Annotated in this window: 8 protein-coding genes; all 8 read left to right on the plus strand. The window is 42.5% G+C overall.

Translation table 11 applies throughout. From position 1 onward, the window contains the following. Window position 1: 1 nt before the first annotated feature. The 8 genes from Q0590_RS20670 to Q0590_RS20705 all read left to right on the plus strand — a co-directional run bounded on the left by Q0590_RS20670 (window position 2) and on the right by Q0590_RS20705 (window position 20,245). A complete protein-coding gene (locus Q0590_RS20670; RefSeq protein WP_302039503.1) occupies window positions 2–3,460 on the plus strand; it encodes a SusC/RagA family TonB-linked outer membrane protein in 3,459 nt (1,152 codons plus the stop codon). Between the two features lie 32 nt (window positions 3,461–3,492). Continuing rightward, window positions 3,493–5,019 carry a RagB/SusD family nutrient uptake outer membrane protein gene (locus tag Q0590_RS20675; RefSeq protein WP_302039504.1) on the plus strand — a complete coding sequence of 509 codons (1,527 nt, stop codon included), beginning with the start codon at window positions 3,493–3,495 and terminating at the stop codon, window positions 5,017–5,019. Between the two features lie 196 nt (window positions 5,020–5,215). After that, window positions 5,216–7,414, plus strand: coding sequence for a CRTAC1 family protein (locus Q0590_RS20680; RefSeq protein WP_302039505.1), 2,199 nt, complete (start codon window positions 5,216–5,218; stop codon window positions 7,412–7,414). A 690-nt stretch (window positions 7,415–8,104) separates the two neighbouring features. Beyond that, on the plus strand, window positions 8,105–11,452 hold the full coding sequence (locus Q0590_RS20685) for a SusC/RagA family TonB-linked outer membrane protein (RefSeq protein WP_302039506.1): 3,348 nt from the start codon (window positions 8,105–8,107) through the stop codon (window positions 11,450–11,452). Window positions 11,453–11,515: 63 nt separating this feature from the next. Next, a complete protein-coding gene (locus Q0590_RS20690; protein ID WP_302039507.1) occupies window positions 11,516–13,258 on the plus strand; it encodes a RagB/SusD family nutrient uptake outer membrane protein in 1,743 nt (580 codons plus the stop codon). A 372-nt stretch (window positions 13,259–13,630) separates the two neighbouring features. Beyond that, window positions 13,631–15,082, plus strand: a complete 1,452-nt coding sequence (locus tag Q0590_RS20695) for an FG-GAP repeat domain-containing protein (protein WP_302039508.1) — start codon at window positions 13,631–13,633, stop codon at window positions 15,080–15,082. Window positions 15,083–15,250: 168 nt separating this feature from the next. Beyond that, entirely contained in the window at window positions 15,251–18,811 is a 3,561-nt protein-coding gene (locus tag Q0590_RS20700) for a VCBS repeat-containing protein (protein WP_302039509.1), read from the plus strand. 75 nt (window positions 18,812–18,886) lie between these two features. Continuing rightward, window positions 18,887–20,245: a vanadium-dependent haloperoxidase gene (locus Q0590_RS20705; RefSeq protein WP_302039510.1), complete on the plus strand. Its 1,359-nt coding sequence runs from the start codon at window positions 18,887–18,889 to the stop codon at window positions 20,243–20,245. Window positions 20,246–20,273 lie beyond the last annotated feature (28 nt).

Genomic DNA, 20,273 nt, shown 5'->3' on the forward strand with positions numbered 1-20,273 from the left:
TATGAAAAGATTTTCCAAGTTACTGTACAGTCTAGGATGTTTACTGGGCTGTTTACATTTCTCTGCCGTAGCCCAAACGCTGGCATTTAATGCAGGAGGAGCCGGGCCTGTAAGAACACAAACTGCTGATCAGAACAGTACACTCAAATTTATCCTCAGTGAACTGGAATCTACTTACGGAGTTTCCTTTATTTATAAAAGTGAGTTAACAGATTTAAAAATCGAAGGGTATGAAAAATTAAAATTTACAAATGTTGAGGAAGCCTTAGTCAAATTTCTGAATCCTAATGGGTTGAAATTCAAGAAAGTCAGAGAAAATTTTTATGTGGTTACCCGCAACACGAACACCAAATACATCCGGAAAATTAGCAATCAGTTACAGGAATCTACCTCAGATGTTTCTGCACCCACCAACCTGATGGTAGACCGGCTGGGCAGGCTGGGACTTACCTTGAGCAGTATAGCAGATGTAAATGTAAGTGGCCGGGTTACTTCTGAAACCAATGAAGGTTTACCAGGGGTGAATGTGACTGTAAAAGGGTCCACAAATGGTACCGTTACAGATGCCAACGGCAGCTACCGGTTAACTGTTCCGGAAAATGCTACGCTCGTTTTTAGCTACATAGGCTATGTAACAGAAGAAGTAGCCATTGGAACACGGACCACTGTTGATGTAAAATTAGTGCCGGATATAAAATCTCTTTCGGAAGTGGTAGTGGTAGGCTATGGAACGCAGGAACGGGCAAAAGTAACTGGGGCTATCTCTTCTGTTTCTTCGGAAGAAATCAGTGCCTTGCCAGTCGCCAGTCTGGATGCTGCCTTACAAGGCCGCGCGGCTGGGGTTACCATTACTAACCGTGGCGCTCCGGGAACGAACCCCACTGTACGTATCAGAGGGGTAGGCACGGTAGGGAATACCGATCCCTTATATGTAATAGATGGTGTGCCTGCCGGGGGGTTGAATGCGATTAATCCGAATGATATTGAATCTATTGAAGTTTTAAAAGATGCGGCCTCTGCTGCTATTTATGGTTCCAGAGCAGCAAATGGGGTAATCCTGGTAACCACTAAAAAAGGCACTAGAGGCAAAACAAAGATAACAGCAGATGCCTACTATGGCGTACAGCAAGCCTGGAAGCTATTAGATCTGTTGAACCGCGACCAATATATTGCCTATGGTACCGATCTGTTACGAAATGCAAATGCTGCGCTGCCCGACCGCTTCTCTAACCTAGGAGAATTTGCCAATGTTGAGACAGACTGGCAAGATGAAATGTTCCGGACAGCACCCATACAAGATTATAATATTGGCATAAGTGGAGGTACTGATAATGCTTTGTTCAATATTTCAGGAGGCTACTTCAATCAGGAAGGGATTATGCTGGGAACCGATTTTCAGCGGGCATCTTTCCGGGCAAATACAAGCTTTAAATTAGGTAGAGTAAGTGTGGGGCAAACATTAACGGTGGCTTTCACTGATCAGAATAATGAACCCTTTAGTGGTGGCAGATCGCAGCTGGAGCACATGATTAAAAGTGTGCCTTATATTCCGGTACGTGATGCAAGCCGGCCAGGTGGTTTCCGTGCCCCAGACCGGATAGATGGCTCAGATCCGGAAAACCCTGTATTGAATGCCACCTTACGTAAAAACCTCACACAGAACACTAAACTACTCGGTACTGCCTTTGCAGATGTGGATCTGTTTGCCGGGTTGAAATACCGTTTTCAGCTGGGGTTAGATATGAATTATAGTACCAACGAAACGTTTACTCCTAGTTTTAATGCTGGCGATTTTAGTGTTTCTCCGAATGCAACACTTGCTCAAACCAGAAATTCGTATGTTTCGCCCGTTATTACAAATCAGTTAAGTTTTAACAGAACGTTTGGAGCCCATACCATAGATGCCTTAGCCGTTATAGAAAGGCAAACTTCTGTATTTACTTCCTTAAACGCAGGCGGACAAAATGCCCTTACTAATGATATTACAATCGTAAATGCAAATGCAACAACCCCTAATATTGGAGGTAGCAGATCTGAAACAGCCTTGCTTTCCTATATTGGCCGTATCAATTACGATTTTGGTGGCAAATATCTGTTAGGTGCTTCTATCCGCCGGGATGGTGCCTCCAGGTTTGCACCAGGTAAAAAATGGGGATGGTTCCCCTCTGTGTCTGCCGGTTGGCGCATCAGTCAGGAATCCTTTATGGATGCGGTCCCGGTTATTAGTGATCTGAAGCTACGGGCAAGTTATGGCTTAACAGGAAACTGGCAAATTGGAGATTACGGATATCTGAACACAGTTAATGGAAATTTCTTCTACAAGTTTGCCGGATCTTCTTTAGTGCCAGCCTATGCTGTAACGAACTTGGCAAGTACCAATATTCAATGGGAAAGCACAGCTATGACCAACGTTGGCTTAGATATGGGATTCTTCGAAGACCGCTTAACAGCGAGCTTTGAATGGTTTAGCAATGAAACCCGCGACATGTTATTACCTGTGCCTATTCCTCCTTCTTTAGGATATGATGGGGCTCCTACCGAAAACGTAGGAAATGTGACCAACAAAGGGGTAGAGTTTATGGTAGGCTACCGCAAAAATGCAGGCGCATTTCAATGGTCAGTAAACGGTAACATTTCCTTCATTAAAAATGAATTTACCAACCTGGGTACAGGAAATACCATCTTCGGACCTGGGTTTGAAGGTGATCCGGTAAGTTATACAGAAGTAGGCCAACCCATTGCGTATTTCTATGGATGGGTAGTAGATAAAATTTACCAGACACAAGAGGAAATAACCAACGATAATGCCTTAGATGGTAATTCTACTACTCCTTATCAGAATAATGCTACCGCTCCTGGGGATATCCGCTTTGTAGACCTGAATAACGATGGTGTTATAAATGCGAGTGACCGTACCAACATTGGTCATTTTCTGCCTGATTTTTCTTATGGCATAAATGCAACAGCTAACTGGAAAAATTTTGATCTGACATTGTTTATACAAGGCGTTTCCGGTAATGAAATCTTAAATACTAACCTCTATGACCTGGAGGGCATGACCCGCTTGTTTAATTCTGGAACAGCCGTATTGAACCGCTGGACACCAACGAACACCAACACAGATGTGCCCAGAGCCATAGCCAACGATCCGAACAGAAATTCAAGAATATCTTCCAGGTTTATTGAGGATGGTTCCTACCTGCGGCTGAAGAACTTGTCTGTTGGATATACACTTCCAGCGGATCTGTTGAAATCATGGGGTAATGGATTTATTTTAAACATCCGGGTATATGTTTCTACACAGAATCTGCTAACCTTCACTGGCTACTCTGGCTGGGACCCTGAAGTAGGAGTACGTTCGGATATAACTGGCAATAATGTAACCCTATCTAATGGGGTGGATTACGGCCAGTTCCCACAGGCAAGAACAATATTCGGTGGTATTCAAATTGGGTTTTAATGATTCATAGGTAGCAATTAACATTACATACGATGAAAAATAAACTGTTTATATTAACCATTGCCTCTGTTTTTGGGGTAGCTTCTTCCTGTAATGAGGATGATTTAGAGAAAAACACGAATCCAAACAACTTAACAACAGAGACTTTCTATAAAAATGAAGCACAAGCACTTTCAGCAGTAAATGCAGTGTACGCCGGGTTGCAGGCGAATAACCTGTATAACAGAGAGTACTTCTTTTTACACGATCTGCTTTCAGACGATAACCAGTCGGGTGGTCCACAATTGGAAGCCCCCAGAGGCCAGATACTCAACCATGTATTTGATGCCTCAAATCCACTTGTTCTGGCAGTATGGCGTGGATTATACCGGATGATTCACCGGTCTAACCTGGTTATTGAAAATGTTCCAAAAGCTGACGATGTGCTGGTTCCGCCAGCCCTAAAAAACCGTATTGTAGGAGAAGCACGATTCTTGCGTGCATGGGCATATTTTGATTTGGTAAGCCTTTGGGGAAGAGTCCCTTTAATGACAGAGGTTGCTACGGCACCGGCAGATAACAAAGCCCGTTCCTCTTCAGAAGACGAAGTATATGCCGTTATTTTTGAGGATTTGACGTATGCAGCAGAAAATCTTCCCTTAAGATATACCGGATCGGATATTGGCAGAGCTACTAAAGGAGCCGCACAAGCACTAGCCGCCCGAGCCCATATGTTCCGTGGTGAATATGCAGAAGCCAGACCCTTATTAAATGAAGTAATTACCTCAGGAGTTTACAGCCTGATACCCAACTTCATCGAAAACTTCCGCGAAGAAAATGAGTTCAACAGCGAATCTTTATTTGAAGTGCAGTTTACCGAAGCTTTCGGTGATAGTGGCGGATGGAACGCAGATGGCAGTGGAATTGCTGAAATAACCTTCCGTGGTCAGGAGTATGGTCCGAATGCCTGGCGAAATGTAATACCCTCTAACAGTTTGGTGGCTGAATTCGAAACAGTTGCTAATGGGGCTACCAAAGATGATCCCCGCCGCGCAAGTTCGTTTTACTTTATCGGCGACCAGTTTGCGAACGATACCAAAACCTTAACTACCACTGATGTTCAGGGAGATGTAACCAAGCCAAGCTGGAAAAAATACCAGATGATTTACAAACGGGATACCGAAAATTCCAGGTCTGGTATAAACATGCGGGTCATCCGGTATGCAGACGTTCTTCTTATGATGGCAGAATGTGAAAATGAGTTAACCGGGCCAGTTGCCGCATTACCCTATATTAATCAAGTAAGAGCCAGGGCTACCATGCCGCTTTACCCAACAGCCCAGTATCCAGCCAGTACAAAAGAAGAAATGTTGCGGGCTATTGTGCATGAACGGAGGGTAGAGCTAGCCGGGGAGCAAATCCGCAACCGGGACATCCGCCGGTGGCGTAAACAAGGTAAACTTGCTGCCGAACCTATTGCTGGTTTTCAGAGTGGTAAACATGAGTTACTGCCCATCCCTTTAGAAGAGATAGATAATAATAGCTCATTGACTAATGCCGACCAGAATCCAGGATACTAGATAAGTACCGTGGAAACAAAAGCTCTTTCTTGCAAAAGGGAGAGCTTTTGTTATATAGTCAGACAACAGTAGATAATCCGGAATGAACATTTTCTCTTCATTTGTTATAGGAATTATTTGGAAGGTAGGGGTTACAGCAAGTATACTGTATTTGCTAGTGGGTACTTCCTGTCAAAAGTCTGACAAACAGTTACCTATGGTAAAGTTGTTGGAGAAGGTTAGTAAAGAAAAGTTTTATGTTTCAGAAAATATATATGCAAGCAGTGTCAGAGTTGCGTATTATGATAGCCTGTGGCAACAAGCAGGTCCATCTGAGAAAAATAAGTATCTCTTCCAGAAAGCAGTAAATCTATTATATGGCGGCCAAACTACCCAGGCCATTCAATTGTTGGAAAACCTACTTGCCATTAAAAAACAGCATTACATAGTTGAAGGTTTACAAGCCTATGAGGAAGATCAGCTGGAAGAATTGACCGCTCTGGCCTATTTGAGGTTGGGAGAGCAGGAAAACTGCATTCTGAATCATACGGCTGCCTCATGTATCATACCTATTCGTCCGGAAGGCTATCATCAGTTGCCACAGGGTTCCCAGCAAGCCATACATATTTATCAGCAATTACTCAAGCAAAACGGGTATGATCACAGCAGTCGATGGTTATTGAATGTAGCATATATGACGCTAGGGAAATATCCTGGAGACGTACCATCCGAATGGTTAATTGATGAAAGTGCTTTTCGATCGGCCTATCCTTTACCTAGATTCAAAGATATTGCTCCTGACCTTGGGTTAGATGACAATCGCCTGGCGGGTGGAGCTATTACCGATGACTTTAACAACGACGGATTCATAGACCTGATGCTTACCAGTTGGGGGGCTAATCACCAGATGAAGTTTTTTATCAACGTGGGTAATGGAACGTTTACGGAAAAAACAATTGAAGCAGGTCTGCAAGGAATCACCGGTGGATTAAATATGATTCAGGCTGATTATAATAATGATAATTTTTTGGATGTGTTTATTTTACGGGGCGCCTGGCTTGAAAAATTAGGCGGCCATCCGAACTCACTTCTGCGTAACAATGGCAATGGTACCTTTACAGATGTTACCTATGAAGCAGGTCTGCTTTCATTTCATCCCACACAAACCGCCGTATGGACAGATGTAAATCTGGATGGTTGGCTTGATCTTTTTATCGGGAACGAAAGCACAGCTTCAGACAATATTCATCCCTGCGAATTATTCATCAATCAGCAAAATGGCACATTTAAAGAGGTGGCTCAGCAGGCAAACATTACTGTCAGCAGGGCAGTAGGAGACATATATTATGTAAAAGGCGTAAGTGCTGCCGATTATAACAAAGATGGATGGCCGGATATCTATGTGTCAGCCTTAGATGACCGTAATAGAAATCTGTTATTCCGCAATAATGGGGTTGATAGAAATGGTATTCCCACCTTTACAGAAGTAGGAATAGATGCCGGGCTAGGGGAAACTATTTCCTCCTTTCCTACATGGTTCTGGGATTATAATAATGATGGATGGCCGGATATTTTTGCAGCAGGCTTCCGAAGGAGCAACCCCTGGGAATCCATAACTGAAGATGTAGCGGCCGAATATTTAGGCTTACCCCATCAGGCAGAAACTGCCAGACTTTATCTGAATAGAAGAGACGGAACTTTTACAGATGTAACCAAACAAGCAGGACTTAAAAAAATCACGTATGCGATGGGAGCCAATTTTGGAGATATGGATAACGATGGTTTTCTGGATATGTATTTAGCTACTGGCGAAGTTAATTTTGCATCCATCATACCAAACCGGGCTTTCCGTAACGAGCAGGGAACGATTTTTCAGGATGTAACAACCTCTGGTGGTTTTGGACATTTACAAAAAGGGCATGGCGTATGCTTTGCCGACCTGGATAATGACGGAGATCAGGATATTTATGTTGTGATGGGAGGTGCGTATGAGGGGGATGGTTTTCAAAATGCCTTATTTCAAAATCCGGGAAATACCCACGGATGGATCACATTACAACTTGAAGGAAAAGAAGCGAACAGGGCAGCCATTGGAGCACAAATTAAAATTACCGTCCTTGATAGTGCTGCAAATAGAAGAATAATATATAGTACTGTTAATTCCGGAGGCAGCTTTGGTGCTTCCAGTCTACAACAAGAAATAGGCCTGGGTAAAGTGAAATCAATTGAACAAGTGGAAATTACCTGGCCAGATACGAAGCAAACCACAACCTTATATACGCAACTAAGTCTTAACAAAAAATATAAAATTATGCAGGGTGCCGCAAAACCTATACCAGTTAACATACCAGTAATCGAGTTTGATTCTTCTTTAAATGAGCATACTTCAACCCAAGCGCATTCCATCCATAAATAAGCTTGCTGCCTAATATAGTTACCCTACACGGGCAAGGCGTACAAAGTAAGGCTCTGATAATTAGCATTACTTTATAAAATGAAAAATCATTTTTTATTTAAAAAAAAATAATAGAAAAAGGTTTACAGGATATTTCTTATAAATAATATTACTTGAGAGTGCAGATTTAAAATTATTTTGGATATTTTTGATAACAAATAAAATATATAAAATAAATTGTATTTAAAGCCCAAGTTTTTTAACTTAGCAGGGTTATATTTGATGCAAAGTGTTCCTAATATTTAGGATTCAAGTAATTAAAGAAACAGCAAAAAAAGGATACTGATTACTAAAATTTAAAAGGACTGATATGGTAAAAACTTTACTATCGCTTAAACACAGAAGTATTTCTGATTCAACCACCCATGCAACTCCGGTAATAGACAATGCATTTGTCATACCTTTTACGAAAGCTTCCAATTTTCGGTCCAGCCACGCTTAATTGTATTTAAACATTTGATGTTCTTAAATCCACGCCAAAAGCAGAGGTGTATAGGTATTTAAATTGTACTTTACTAATAATTAATGTTACATAAATCGTAAATTTTATTCTAATTTTTAACCCTAAATTTTTAATATGAACAAAAAAATGTAAATGTAAAACGCTGTACACTAATTTATTACAACTATTTTAACCTTAAGTCAATTACTATGTTTAACAAAAAACAATTCTTTACCCGTCGATCAGAGGATTTTACCTTTGAAGCAACTGGCCAAGGACCGGGCACCGGATCTGTAAGAAAAAACTCAAACCTTAAGTTTGGGGTATCTTTAGCTGCTTTGGCTTTTTGTCTTCTATTTTTTGCCTTCCCTACATTTGCACAAAACCGTACGGTAACAGGCACGGTTACCGCATCTGACGATGGCTCTACCTTACCTGGTGTAAACGTTTTAGTTAAAGGAACTACATCAGGTACTACTACCGACGGTAATGGTAAATTCTCTATTAGCGTTCCAGGAAATGATGCAACCTTAGTATTCAGCTTCATTGGATATACTGCAGAAGAAGTAGCCGTTGGCGCCAGATCTGTCATAGATGTAGGACTTGTTCCGGATGTACAATCCTTACAAGAAGTGGTAGTTACAGGGTATACCACTGAAAACAGACGGGATGTAACCGGTGCGGTAGCTACTGTAAAAGCTAGAGACTTGGTAGCGGTTCCCTCGGGTAACGTTGAGCAGCAATTACAAGGCCGCGTACCTGGCGTTACGGTTATCACCAATGGCCAGCCTGGTACAACCAGTGTGGTACGTTTAAGAGGATTTGGTGCTTTTGGTGGCAATGAGCCTCTTTATGTCGTAGATGGGGTACCTGTAGGTTCTACTGATTTTCTTAACCCTGATGATATTGAAACTACTACTGTCCTGAAAGATGCACCTTCAGCCTCTATATACGGAGCTCGTGCAGCTAATGGGGTAATTGTTTATACTACCAAAAAAGGATATGATGGCAAAATGCGTGTAACCTACGATGGGGTGTTTGGGGTGTCTACACCAGGGAAAGTGAATAACATTCTGAACCCACAAGAACAAGCCGATTGGACTTGGCAGGCGAAGCGTAATACAGCACAGCAACTTGGTTATGCGCCTGGTAGTGAGCTATACAATAATCTATTCAAAACTGACCAGTACGGCAACGATCCGGCAGGTCCAGTATTGCCCGATTACCTAATGGTAGGCAATCGATTTGGAGTGGTTGGTAATATTAATCTTGATGAAGAAAGAGCCAAGTACAATAATGATCCACGTTTAGGATCTGTGTATCTGGTGATGCCAGCCGATAAAAACGGCACTAACTGGTATGATGCCCTAACCCGCCCTGCCCTGCTTAACCGCCATACCTTAGGTTTTTCAGGAGGTAGCGAACGGAGCAAGTATTACATTAGCCTGGGCATGCAGAACCAGCAAGGCGTTCTGATTCACCAAAAATTTGAGCGGTATGCTATGCGCCTCAATTCCGAACATAACCTAGCCAAAGGGGTACGATTCGGACAAACCCTTCAGGGTACTTACATTCGCCGGCAAGGACTAGTAGGAGGTAATGGCGGTCGTGGTGCAGCGGGTGAAGAAAACAATTGGCTGGATGCCTTCCGGATGCCAGCTATCATTCCAGTGTACGATGCCTTCGGCGGCTACGCAGGTACACAGGCAAAAGGCTTCAACAACCCGCGTAACCCTGTTGCAGCCCGCGACCGGTCTTCTGACAATGGCGGCTTTGGGTATGGATTGTTTGGAAACTTTTATGTAGAAGTAGATCCCATCAAAGACCTTACTTTGCGTAGTAGCATCGGTGGCGGTCTTTCCTCAGGCTTTTCTAATTTCTACAGCCTACCTTCTTATGAGAATTCAGAAAACCAGTCAGCCTACTCTTATGGTGAAAATTACAACTGGGGTGCCAACTGGGTGTTTACTAACACAGCTCGTTACAATAAAAAGTTTGGTATACATACCATCGATCTGTTAGGCGGTATAGAGTCTCTGAATACTGGTTTTGGAAGAAATATAGGTGGCAATGGCCAGTCTCCTTTTTCGCGTGATCCAAACTACGTTACCCTGACTACTACCGGTAATCGCGTAGTGAACAGCGGCTACAACAGAGGTATAACTTTCTTCTCTATTTTTGGTCAGGCCAAATATATTTTCAATGACAAGTACATCTTTACTGGCGTACTGCGTCGTGACGGTGCTTCTAGTTTCGGCCCTGAAAACCGCTATGGGGTATTTCCTGCAGCATCTGCTGCCTGGCGTATTTCATCAGAAGACTTTATGTCTGGCGTACCATTTATTAATGACCTGAAAATACGGGGTGGTTACGGAATGATGGGGAATACCAGCGGACTTAGCTCCAGCAACCAGTTTAGCTTATTTGCTGCCGACCTGGGTTCTTCTTTCTACGACATTACCGGCGGTAATGCAGCACCTGAACAAGGTTTCTTCCGTAACCGGATAGGTAACCCTGCCGCTAAATGGGAAACATCTATTACGTCTAACATCGGTTTTGATGGGTCGTTCTTTGATGGCAAACTTGATGTAGTATTCGACGTATGGAGAAAAGACACCAGAGATCTCCTCTACTCCTTAGAGACGGCAGCTGTAATAGGACCTCAGGCAACTGATCCTGCCATCAACATCGCAAAGATGCGGAACGAAGGTATTGATATAGGAGTGACCACACGGGGCACCCGCGGGGCTGACTTTAATTACGAAGTGACCTTAAGTGCATCTTTCCTGAACAATGAGATCGTAGCATTGGCGCCAGGTGTTGAGTACTTTGAACCTTTTACACTCCGGAATATCACTCCAATCCGTAATCAGGTAGGCCGTTCTATCTCGGCATTTTATGGCTATGATGTAGTAGGACTTTTTCAGAATCAGGCAGAAGTAGACGCCGCTCCAACACAAGATGGTAAAGCTGTAGGACGTTTCCGTTACAGAGACATCAACGGCGACGGAGCGATTACTGTAGACGATCGTACCTACTTGGGTAGTCCGGTACCAAAGTTCAATGGAGGGATCAATATTAAATTAGGGTATAAGAACTTCGAGTTCGAAACATTCCTGCAAACCTTCCTGGGAGTACAGAACTACAACTTCTCTAAGTGGTATAACAACTTCTATCCTTCATTTACTGGAACGGCCTACAGCACAGCAGTAAAAGAGTCATTCACCTTTGAAAGAGGTGGTAACACTGTACCGATTTTTGAGGATGCATCTAACTTCAGTACCAACACGCAATCAAACTCTTTCTATATAGAAAGTGGTAACTATGCCCGTTTGACTAACCTGCAGCTGGCTTACAAACTACCAGAGAGCATGATGGGACGGTATGGTTTTTCAAGAGCACGGGTTTACCTGCAAGCTACTAACCTGTTCACTATCTCCAAATATTCAGGTTTGGATCCAGGAGTAGCAGGTAATGCAGATACTACACTGGGTATTGATGTGGGTAACCCACCTATGCCCCGCGGCTATAACATCGGTTTAAATCTTACCTTCTAAACAATCAGTGAGAGGTTGGATGAGCAGTATTCATCCACCTTCACTCTTCAAAAAAACGATTTTATGAAAAAAACAATTAGAACTTTCGCAGTAATTGCTGCCATAATGCTTGGCCCAATTGCCTGTAAAGACGAGTTTCTGGAGGTGCCCGTAACAGGCCAGCTTACAGATGCATCATTGAATACCCAGGCAGGGCTTGAAGGCTTACTGATTGGGGTGTACTCTCAGCTAGACGGTTCAGGCGGAGGTGGTGAATGGCATGGGGGAGCTGTTAACTGGTTATGGGGAAGCATCCGCGGTGGAGATGCCAACAAAGGCTCTAACGCTGGTGATTTCAACTCAATGACTCCAATAGAACGTTTTGAACCACAGGTCAACAACGGAGAGCTGAACGCCAAATGGATGGGCTCCTATGAAGGCGTAGCCCGTGCCAATTCGCTTTTGGCTATCATGTCCAAGGCTACAGCGGTACCGGAAGCTGCCAAAACACGTATTGCGGCTGAGACGCGCTTCCTGCGGGCTCACTTTTACTCAGAATTGCGGAAAAATTTTAAGATGGTTCCATGGGTAGACGAAACAATGACTGATGCTGAAGCTGTTAAGGTACCAAACAATACTGATATATGGCCGAATATTGAAGCCGATTTTCAGTTTGCAGCGGATAACCTGCCGGAAACACAGCCTCAGGCAGGTAGAGCCAATAAATGGGCAGCCATGTCTTATCTGGCGAAAACATACATGTTCCAGAAGAAATATGCGGAAGCCAAGACTTTATTCGACAACATCATTGCCAATGGCAAAACTACCAATGGCAAAAAATACGGCTTATTTCCCGATTTTGATGGATTGTTCAACTTAGAAAACGAAAACTCAGAGGAATCTATCTTTTCATTTCAGGCAACTGGGGGTGCAAGCAGTACCAATAATGCGCTCCACGAACTGGCTATGGCTCAGCCATACGGAGCAAAAATTGGCGAGGAAGCTGGCAGCGACTGCTGTGGCTTCTTTCATCCAAGTTTCGATTTGGCTGCTTCGTATCGCACAGCCAATGGCCTTCCTTTGTTAGATGGATCTTACCGCACTGGCACAAATGAGCTAAAAGCGGATCAGGGTCTGGCTACCACTGATGCTTTTACGCCAGATCAGGGGCCAGTTGACCCTCGCCTTGACCATACAATTGGCCGCCGGGGCCTTCCGTTTGAGGACTGGGGCCTTCACCCCGGGAAAGCCTGGATTCGTGACCAGAATTTTGCCGGACCCTATACACAAGAGAAGTATGCCTTAAATAAGAATGAATATGCTACCCGCGATGCCAGCGGATGGACACCAGGTTACCAGGCAACTAACTTCATGATTATCCGCTTCGCCGATGTACTGCTGATGGCAGCGGAAGCAGAAGTAGAAGTAGGAGACCTGGAAAAAGCCCGGATGTATGTAAATATGGTACGGGCACGCGCTGCTAATCCTGCAACTTTTGAGAAGATGCCGGACGGTTCGAATGCAGCAAATTATGTAATTAGTGAATATCCTGCTGGCTGGACGCAAGATTTTGCCCGGGATGCTGTTCGTTTCGAGCGTAAGCTGGAATTGTCCCTGGAAGGGCATCGTTTCTACGACCTTGTACGGTGGGGCATTGCTGAGCAGGCGCTGAACTCTTACCTGGTTTACGAGGCAGGCAAACTTCCTAGTCAATTTGGTGGCCCTCAGGCCGTCTTCAGTGCAGCTGAGGACGAATACCTGCCAATTCCTCAGCGTCAGGTGGATTTGCAAGGCAACGATGTCTTAACACAAAACCCCGGATATTAATTTTATAAATTAATATATATCTAGAGTGATTAAAACAGGTCAGGTAGTTTATCTGACCTGTTTTTTTATAGGTAGCTAAATAATTATGTTTTATTCATATTAAGACTATATTCTGCAGAAGAGTTTTAAATTACTTAAATTGCTCATTAATAAAGCTTGCCATTCAACGATCTGCTTTTGCTACAAATTACTAGAGTGAAGATATTTAGGTACGTGTGTTCAACCCTGAAAAATTGTGCGGGTTTAGTATTGCTAGTAGGAGTCACAATCTTCTCATGCACTTCTAGAACAGAAACAGCATCCAGTGAAACATCTGACCTTGATTCTTTAAAAATATTATCTGCTACTGTCCATACATTAAATGAACGCCAAGTGGCGCAAGCCCTTTGCGGAAGTTGTCATGAATTTCCCGATCCGGCACTTCTCGATAAAAATACCTGGAAAAAAGGCGTTCTTCCACATATGGCTCTACGACTGGGTTTTATGTCTTTTGCAAACAATCCCTATGCTAAGCTATCCAGAGCAGAAATAGAAGCAGTTGTAAAAGCAAATGTTTTTCCGCATGAACCTATAATTGATACGGCAACCTGGGAGAAAATTGTACATTTTTATGAACAGGAAGCCCCTCAAACGCCTCTAAAGCAAGATAAAAAAGCGGTAATTCTACACGATATGCCAGCTTTTGAAATAATTCCAAAGAAAATTCCTGGCAATCCCATGCCCTTAGCTACTTTGTTGCGATTTGATGCGAAGTCTAGCAACTGGTATATAGGCAACCGTCAGGCTATGTTGTATAAGCTTACTACACAATTTCAAGTTGTGGACTCGCTGAAACTGGACAGCCCCCCAGCTGATCTTACCCATGATTCACAAGGAAATATACATATTGTAACCATGGGAGTAATGGACCCGAACGATAAGGCAGCAGGGAAAATTATCAAATTAGGTGCACCCACTTTTAATGTAAATCAGTCGACTACTACACTAGATGGGCTGCTCCGGCCGGTACAAATGCTATTTCATGATTTAAATGCAGACGGTCTGGAAGATAAAGTAGTTTGTGAATTTGGAAATTATACAGGTAAACTTGTTTGGTATGAAAACGAAGGCAATGAAAGATATACGCAACACATCCTGAAACAGAAACCAGGCGCACGGAAAGTTTTAGTACAAGACATTAATAAAGATACATTTCCGGATGTAGTTGTTTTAATGACACAAGGTGACGAAGGAATTTTTGCTTATATAAATGATGGGAAAGGCAATTTTACAGAAACCATTCTCCTTCGTTTTCCCCCAGTCTATGGATCAAGCGATTTTCAGTTGATAGATTTTAATGAAGACGGTTTGCTTGACATAGTATATGCTAATGGCGACAATGCAGACTTCTCCTATTCACTAAAAAAATACCATGGGATACGCCTGTTTCTTAATAAGGGAGGCAATTCATTTGAGCAAAAATGGTTTTATCCAGTGCATGGAGCTACCCAGGCAGTAGCCTGTGATTTTGATCAGGATGGAGATCTGGATATTAGTACGATCGCCTTTTTTCCGGATTTTGCAAATGTAGCCGATGAAGGCTACCTGTACTTTGAAAATACTGGCAATCTTTCATTCCAGCCTCGGACTTTTCCGAATGCTTCCTTAGGTAGATGGCTCACCATGGAGACAGGCGATTTTGACCAGGACCATGATGTAGATATTGCTTTAGGGTCATTTATTTTTTCAGCAACGCCAGTGCCGCCAGAAAAAAGGCAAGAGTGGCTCAGAAATGGATATCATGTAGTCATTCTTGAAAATAAAACTTGCCATCCCGCCCGGTAGCACAGCAAAATGACGGTCTTGTATATAAGAAGTAACCGCATAAATTCTGTAAAGAGCTGTTATCAGTTTAAACTAGAAAGGTTTATATATGCATCGATTTACTTGGTTCTCCTTGTAAAATACCACTAAAAATTGTATTTTTACTATTTAATATCTTCTTACCCCTGTATGTGTAGTAAGCTATCACCATTCTATCTGCTACTAATTCTTAGTGCTTTACTTTTGGGTGCTTGTGAATCCAAAAAGACTCTGTTTAGCCTTATACCTGCCGATAATTCGGGAATTACTTTCTCGAACACCATTGTTGAGAATGATACCATGAACATACTAGATTTTGAGTACGTGTATAATGGGGGAGGAGTGGCTATTGCAGATTTCAACAATGACGGTTTACAGGATGTGTTCTTTTCAGGAAACCAGGTTTCAAATCAACTTTATTTAAATAAGGGTGATCTGGAATTTAATGATATCACTGAAAAAGCTGGTATAAATGGGCAAGGAAAATGGTCCTCAGGCGTAGCCGTGGTCGATATTAATAACGATGGCCTGATGGATATTTATGTAGGAGCCACTGTAAACAAAGTTGCGAGGTTGCGGGAGAACATGTTGTACATAAACCAGGGTGTTCAGGAGGATGGCCTGCCAGTTTTTAAAGATTTAGCAAAAGAATATGGGGTAGCAGATGATGGACACACCACTACTGCCGCTTTCTTCGATTATGATAACGACGGCGATCTGGACCTGTATGTAGTAACCAATACCATAGAAAACTATCCCAATACATACCGGAAAAAAGTACTTGACGGCAGCTCGCCAACAACCGACCGGCTTTACCGCAACGATTGGAACGAACAGCTAAAGCATCCGGTATTTACTAATGTATCTAAGGAGGCAGGCATAGTAGCCGAAGGATATGGCTTGGGAATAAACATAACCGATATTAACCGGGACGGATGGCAAGATATATATGTTACCAACGATTATATAACCAACGACTTACTATATATTAACAATGGCAACGGAACATTTACCGACAAAGCAGCCACTTATTTTAAGCACACAAGTAATTCGGCTATGGGAAATGATATTGGTGATATCAATAATGATGGCCTCGTAGATGTGGTGGTGGTGGATATGCTTCCGGAAGATAATTACCGGAAAAAAGTGCTTATGGGTGCTAACAACTACCATGGGTATATAAATAACGACACATATAAGTATACGTACGAATATGTACGGAATACATTACAACTTAATCAGGGCAACAAACCAGGAACCAATGAACCGATTTTTAGTGAGATCAGCCTGTTAGCTAATATGGCCCAAACAGACTGGAGCTGGTCGCCGCTGATTGTAGATTTCGACCATGATGGTAACCGGGATTTGGTGGTTACCAACGGATTTCCAAAAGATGTTACTGACCGGGATTTTATATCTTTCCGTGCACAAAGTTCATCTGTTGCCTCTAAAGAATACATTTTGTCACAGATTCCAGAGGTAAAGATAAAAAATTACGCATTCCGCAATAATGGTGACCTTACATTTACAAAAGTTACGGACGAATGGGGATTCACGCAGCCTTCTTTTTCAAATGGTGCGGCTTTTGGAGACCTGGATAATGACGGCGATCTGGATTATGTAGTAAATAATATTAATGACCAGGCTTTTGTTTACCGCAATAACCTGGTAGAGAAAAACCTCCCTAATTCAAACTATCTACGCATCGTATTTAAAGGCGCTGAAAAAAATAAGATGGGCTTAGGGGTTTTGGTCGAACTGGAGTTACCAAACGGGCAAAAGCAGGTATATGAACATACCATTTATAGAGGCTACCTGTCTTCTATTGAAAATGCTGCTCATTTTGGCTTAGGAAGTAACCCGGTAGTCAAAAAAATTAACATAGTATGGCCTGGAGGGAAAAAACAACTGTTGGAAAATATACAGGCAAATCAGACACTAACAGTAGATATAAAGAATGCCTCGTCAAGTAAAGAGCCGGTATTGGCTGCTGAAACCATACTTACGGAAGTTACCGATTCACTTCATGTTACCTATGTACATCAAGAACCTGATTATATTGATTTTAATGTTCAAAAACTGCTTCCTCATAAACTTTCTCAGTATGCACCTGCCCTTGCTGTGGGAGACGTAAACGGAGATGGCCTAACCGATGTATTTACCGGCGGTTCACGGCAGCACCAGGGAGTATTTTTTATGCAAAACAGTAAGGGAAATTTCGAACAGAAGGAATTGCTGCCTGCTATAAAACAAGACTTAAAAGAGCAGGAAGACATGGGTACACTACTGTTTGATGCAGATGGAGATAATGACCTGGATTTATATATTGCCAGCGGAGGAAGTGAAAAAGAAGGAAATAATCAGGCTTACCAGGACAGGTTATATATAAACGATGGAAAAGGTAATTTTTCACTTGCTCAGGAAGCATTGCCGCCATTTACCATTAGCAGCAGTTGTGTAAAAGCCGCCGACTTCGATAAAGATGGCGACCTAGACCTGTTCGTTGGCGGCCGTGTAGAACCAGATAAGTATCCGAAACCAGTTACCAGCTACATTTTGCGGAACGATTCTAAACCCGGTGAACCTAAATTTACAGATCTTACCACACAAGTAGCTAGTACACTTACTAGTATAGGCCTGGTTTGCGATGCCCTATGGACAGATTATGACAATGATGGCTGGATAGACCTGCTATTGGCCGGAGAATGGATGCCCCTGACGCTGCTAAAAAACAACGGTGGAAAACTGGAAAATGTAAGTTCCCAGGCCGGACTCGCTTCCCATACCGGATGGTGGAACAGTCTGCTTTCCGGAGATTTTGACAACGACGGAGATACCGATTATATAGCAGGCAACCTGGGATTAAATTCGCTGAATAAAGCATCCGACGAATACCCGGTAACTGTTTATGCAAAAGATTTTGATAATAATGGTAGTTTTGATGCCATTCCGACAACTTTTTTTCCCGATAATACCGGAGCCCTGAATGAATATACTTTTCATGGACGCGAAGACCTGATTAAACAGATGATCAGTATGCGGGCACGTTTTCCGTACTACAAAGATTTTGCTAATGCCTCCTTAGATAAATTACTTTCCGCAGATGAAAAAAAAGATGCGCTTATTCTAAAGGCAAATTACTTAAGTACCTGTTATCTGGAAAATACAGGGAAAGGCAACTTTATCATTAAAGCACTCCCTGTACAAGCACAAGTAGCGCCGGTTTTTGGAATGATTGCTACTGATATTGACAATGATAGCAATTTAGACGTGCTACTGGTGGGCAATGATTTCGGGAATGAGGTTATGATGGGCCGCTATGATGCATTTAATGGGCTGATTTTAAAAAACAATGGGAAAGCGGAATTTAAGCCATTACCTTTACAAGAAAGTGGGTTTTTTATACCTGGTAATGCAAAAGCCCTGGCTCAGTTTACTACCAAAGATGGCCACCAGATGATCATAGCTTCACAAAATAGGGGCAGACTGTGTTTGTTTAAGAATAAACAGAGTACAGAGATTATTAAACTACAACCCAACGATGCATTTGCCTGGATAACTTATGCAGATGGCCACAAAAAGAAAGAAGAATTTTATTATGGACATTCATTTCTTTCACAATCGGCCAGGGAATTAATGTTGCCGGAAAATGTGAAAGAGGTAGAAATTTATACCTACCAGGGAAATAAACGGACCTTACCTTTGCAGTAAATCATCCAGGAAACAAGCCAAAAGCATCTTAATAGAATAATCTAACTATAGACATATACTTACAAAGATAGTTTCATGAAAACATGTTATCTGTTAGCACTGGTCGTATGGACTTGTCTTCTGGCAAGCTGCACCACGGAAGAAAAACGTGAAGCCTCAACCTTCAAACCTGACAATCCGGACGTATTACACGCGACTGTCAAAAAATTAACTGATGTAATTGTATACGATATCTTTTCCCCACCGGTTGCCAGCCGGATTTATGCGTATTCCAGCCTGGCAGCTTATGAAGCCATCCGGTTCCAGGACCCAAAGCAATATCCCTCATTTGCCACTAAACTCAATGGATTTTCTTCTATTCCACAACCTGAATCCGGCAAAACGTATGATTATACATTGGCAGGAATCAAAGCCCTAATGACGGTTGCCCAGAAAGTAACTTTTTCTGTTGATACGTTAAAGATATTTGAACAAAACCTGATGGAAAACTATGAACATGTACTCAACAAAGAAGTATATGATAGATCAGTGCTGTTTGGAGAGGAAGTAGGTAAGGCAATTCTGGCCAGATCTACCCAGGATAATTACAAACAAACCAGAGGATTTGCCAGATATACAGTAACAGAATCGGAAGGTAAGTGGCGGCCAACACCTCCAGATTATATGGATGCCACAGAGCCGTACTGGAATACCATTATGCCTCTGGCTCTGGATTCGGCTGCTCATTGCAGGCCTCCTAAACCTCTGGAATATAAAACAGATGCCCAAAGCCCTTTTTACCAGGAATTCAAATTAGTATATGATATTGGTAAGAATATAACTGAAGAACAAAGAGAAATCGCCCGTTTCTGGGATGACAATCCTTTTGTATCCCATCATACTGGGCATGCAACGTTTGCAACTAAAAAGATGACACCCGGAGGACATTGGATGGCTATAGCCTCTCTGGCAGCCCGGCAAACAAATGCGGATGTTATAAAAAGCGCACAAACCTATGCCTTAACAGCTACCGCTTTGTTCGATGGCTTCATTTCATGTTGGGAGGAAAAATACAGGAGCCAGTATATACGGCCAATCACTGTTATCCATCAGCAACTAGATGAGCATTGGGAACCTTTGCTGCAAACACCTCCCTTTCCAGAGTATTCAAGCGGCCATGGGGTAATTTCTTCTTCAGCAGCTACTGCACTTACCTTCTTATATGGAGAAAATTTTGCTTTCACGGATACTACAGAATTAGAATATGGAATGGGACAAAGAAGTTTTACGTCATTCAATCAAGCGGCCATAGAGGCATCGCTAAGCAGGTTATACGGGGGCATCCATTATAAATTCACTTGTTTAGCTAGTGCTGAACAAGGGAAAAAAGTAGGCCAACAGCTATTGGCCAGAACAGGATTAACTAAACCGGAATGGGTAACTGCTAATCAATAAGTTTATTTACTGGGTAAAAGCCAAAAGA

The sequence above is a fragment of the Rhodocytophaga aerolata genome (genome assembly GCF_030503435.1).
GTDB classification, from domain to species: Bacteria; Bacteroidota; Bacteroidia; order Cytophagales; family 172606-1; genus Rhodocytophaga; species Rhodocytophaga aerolata.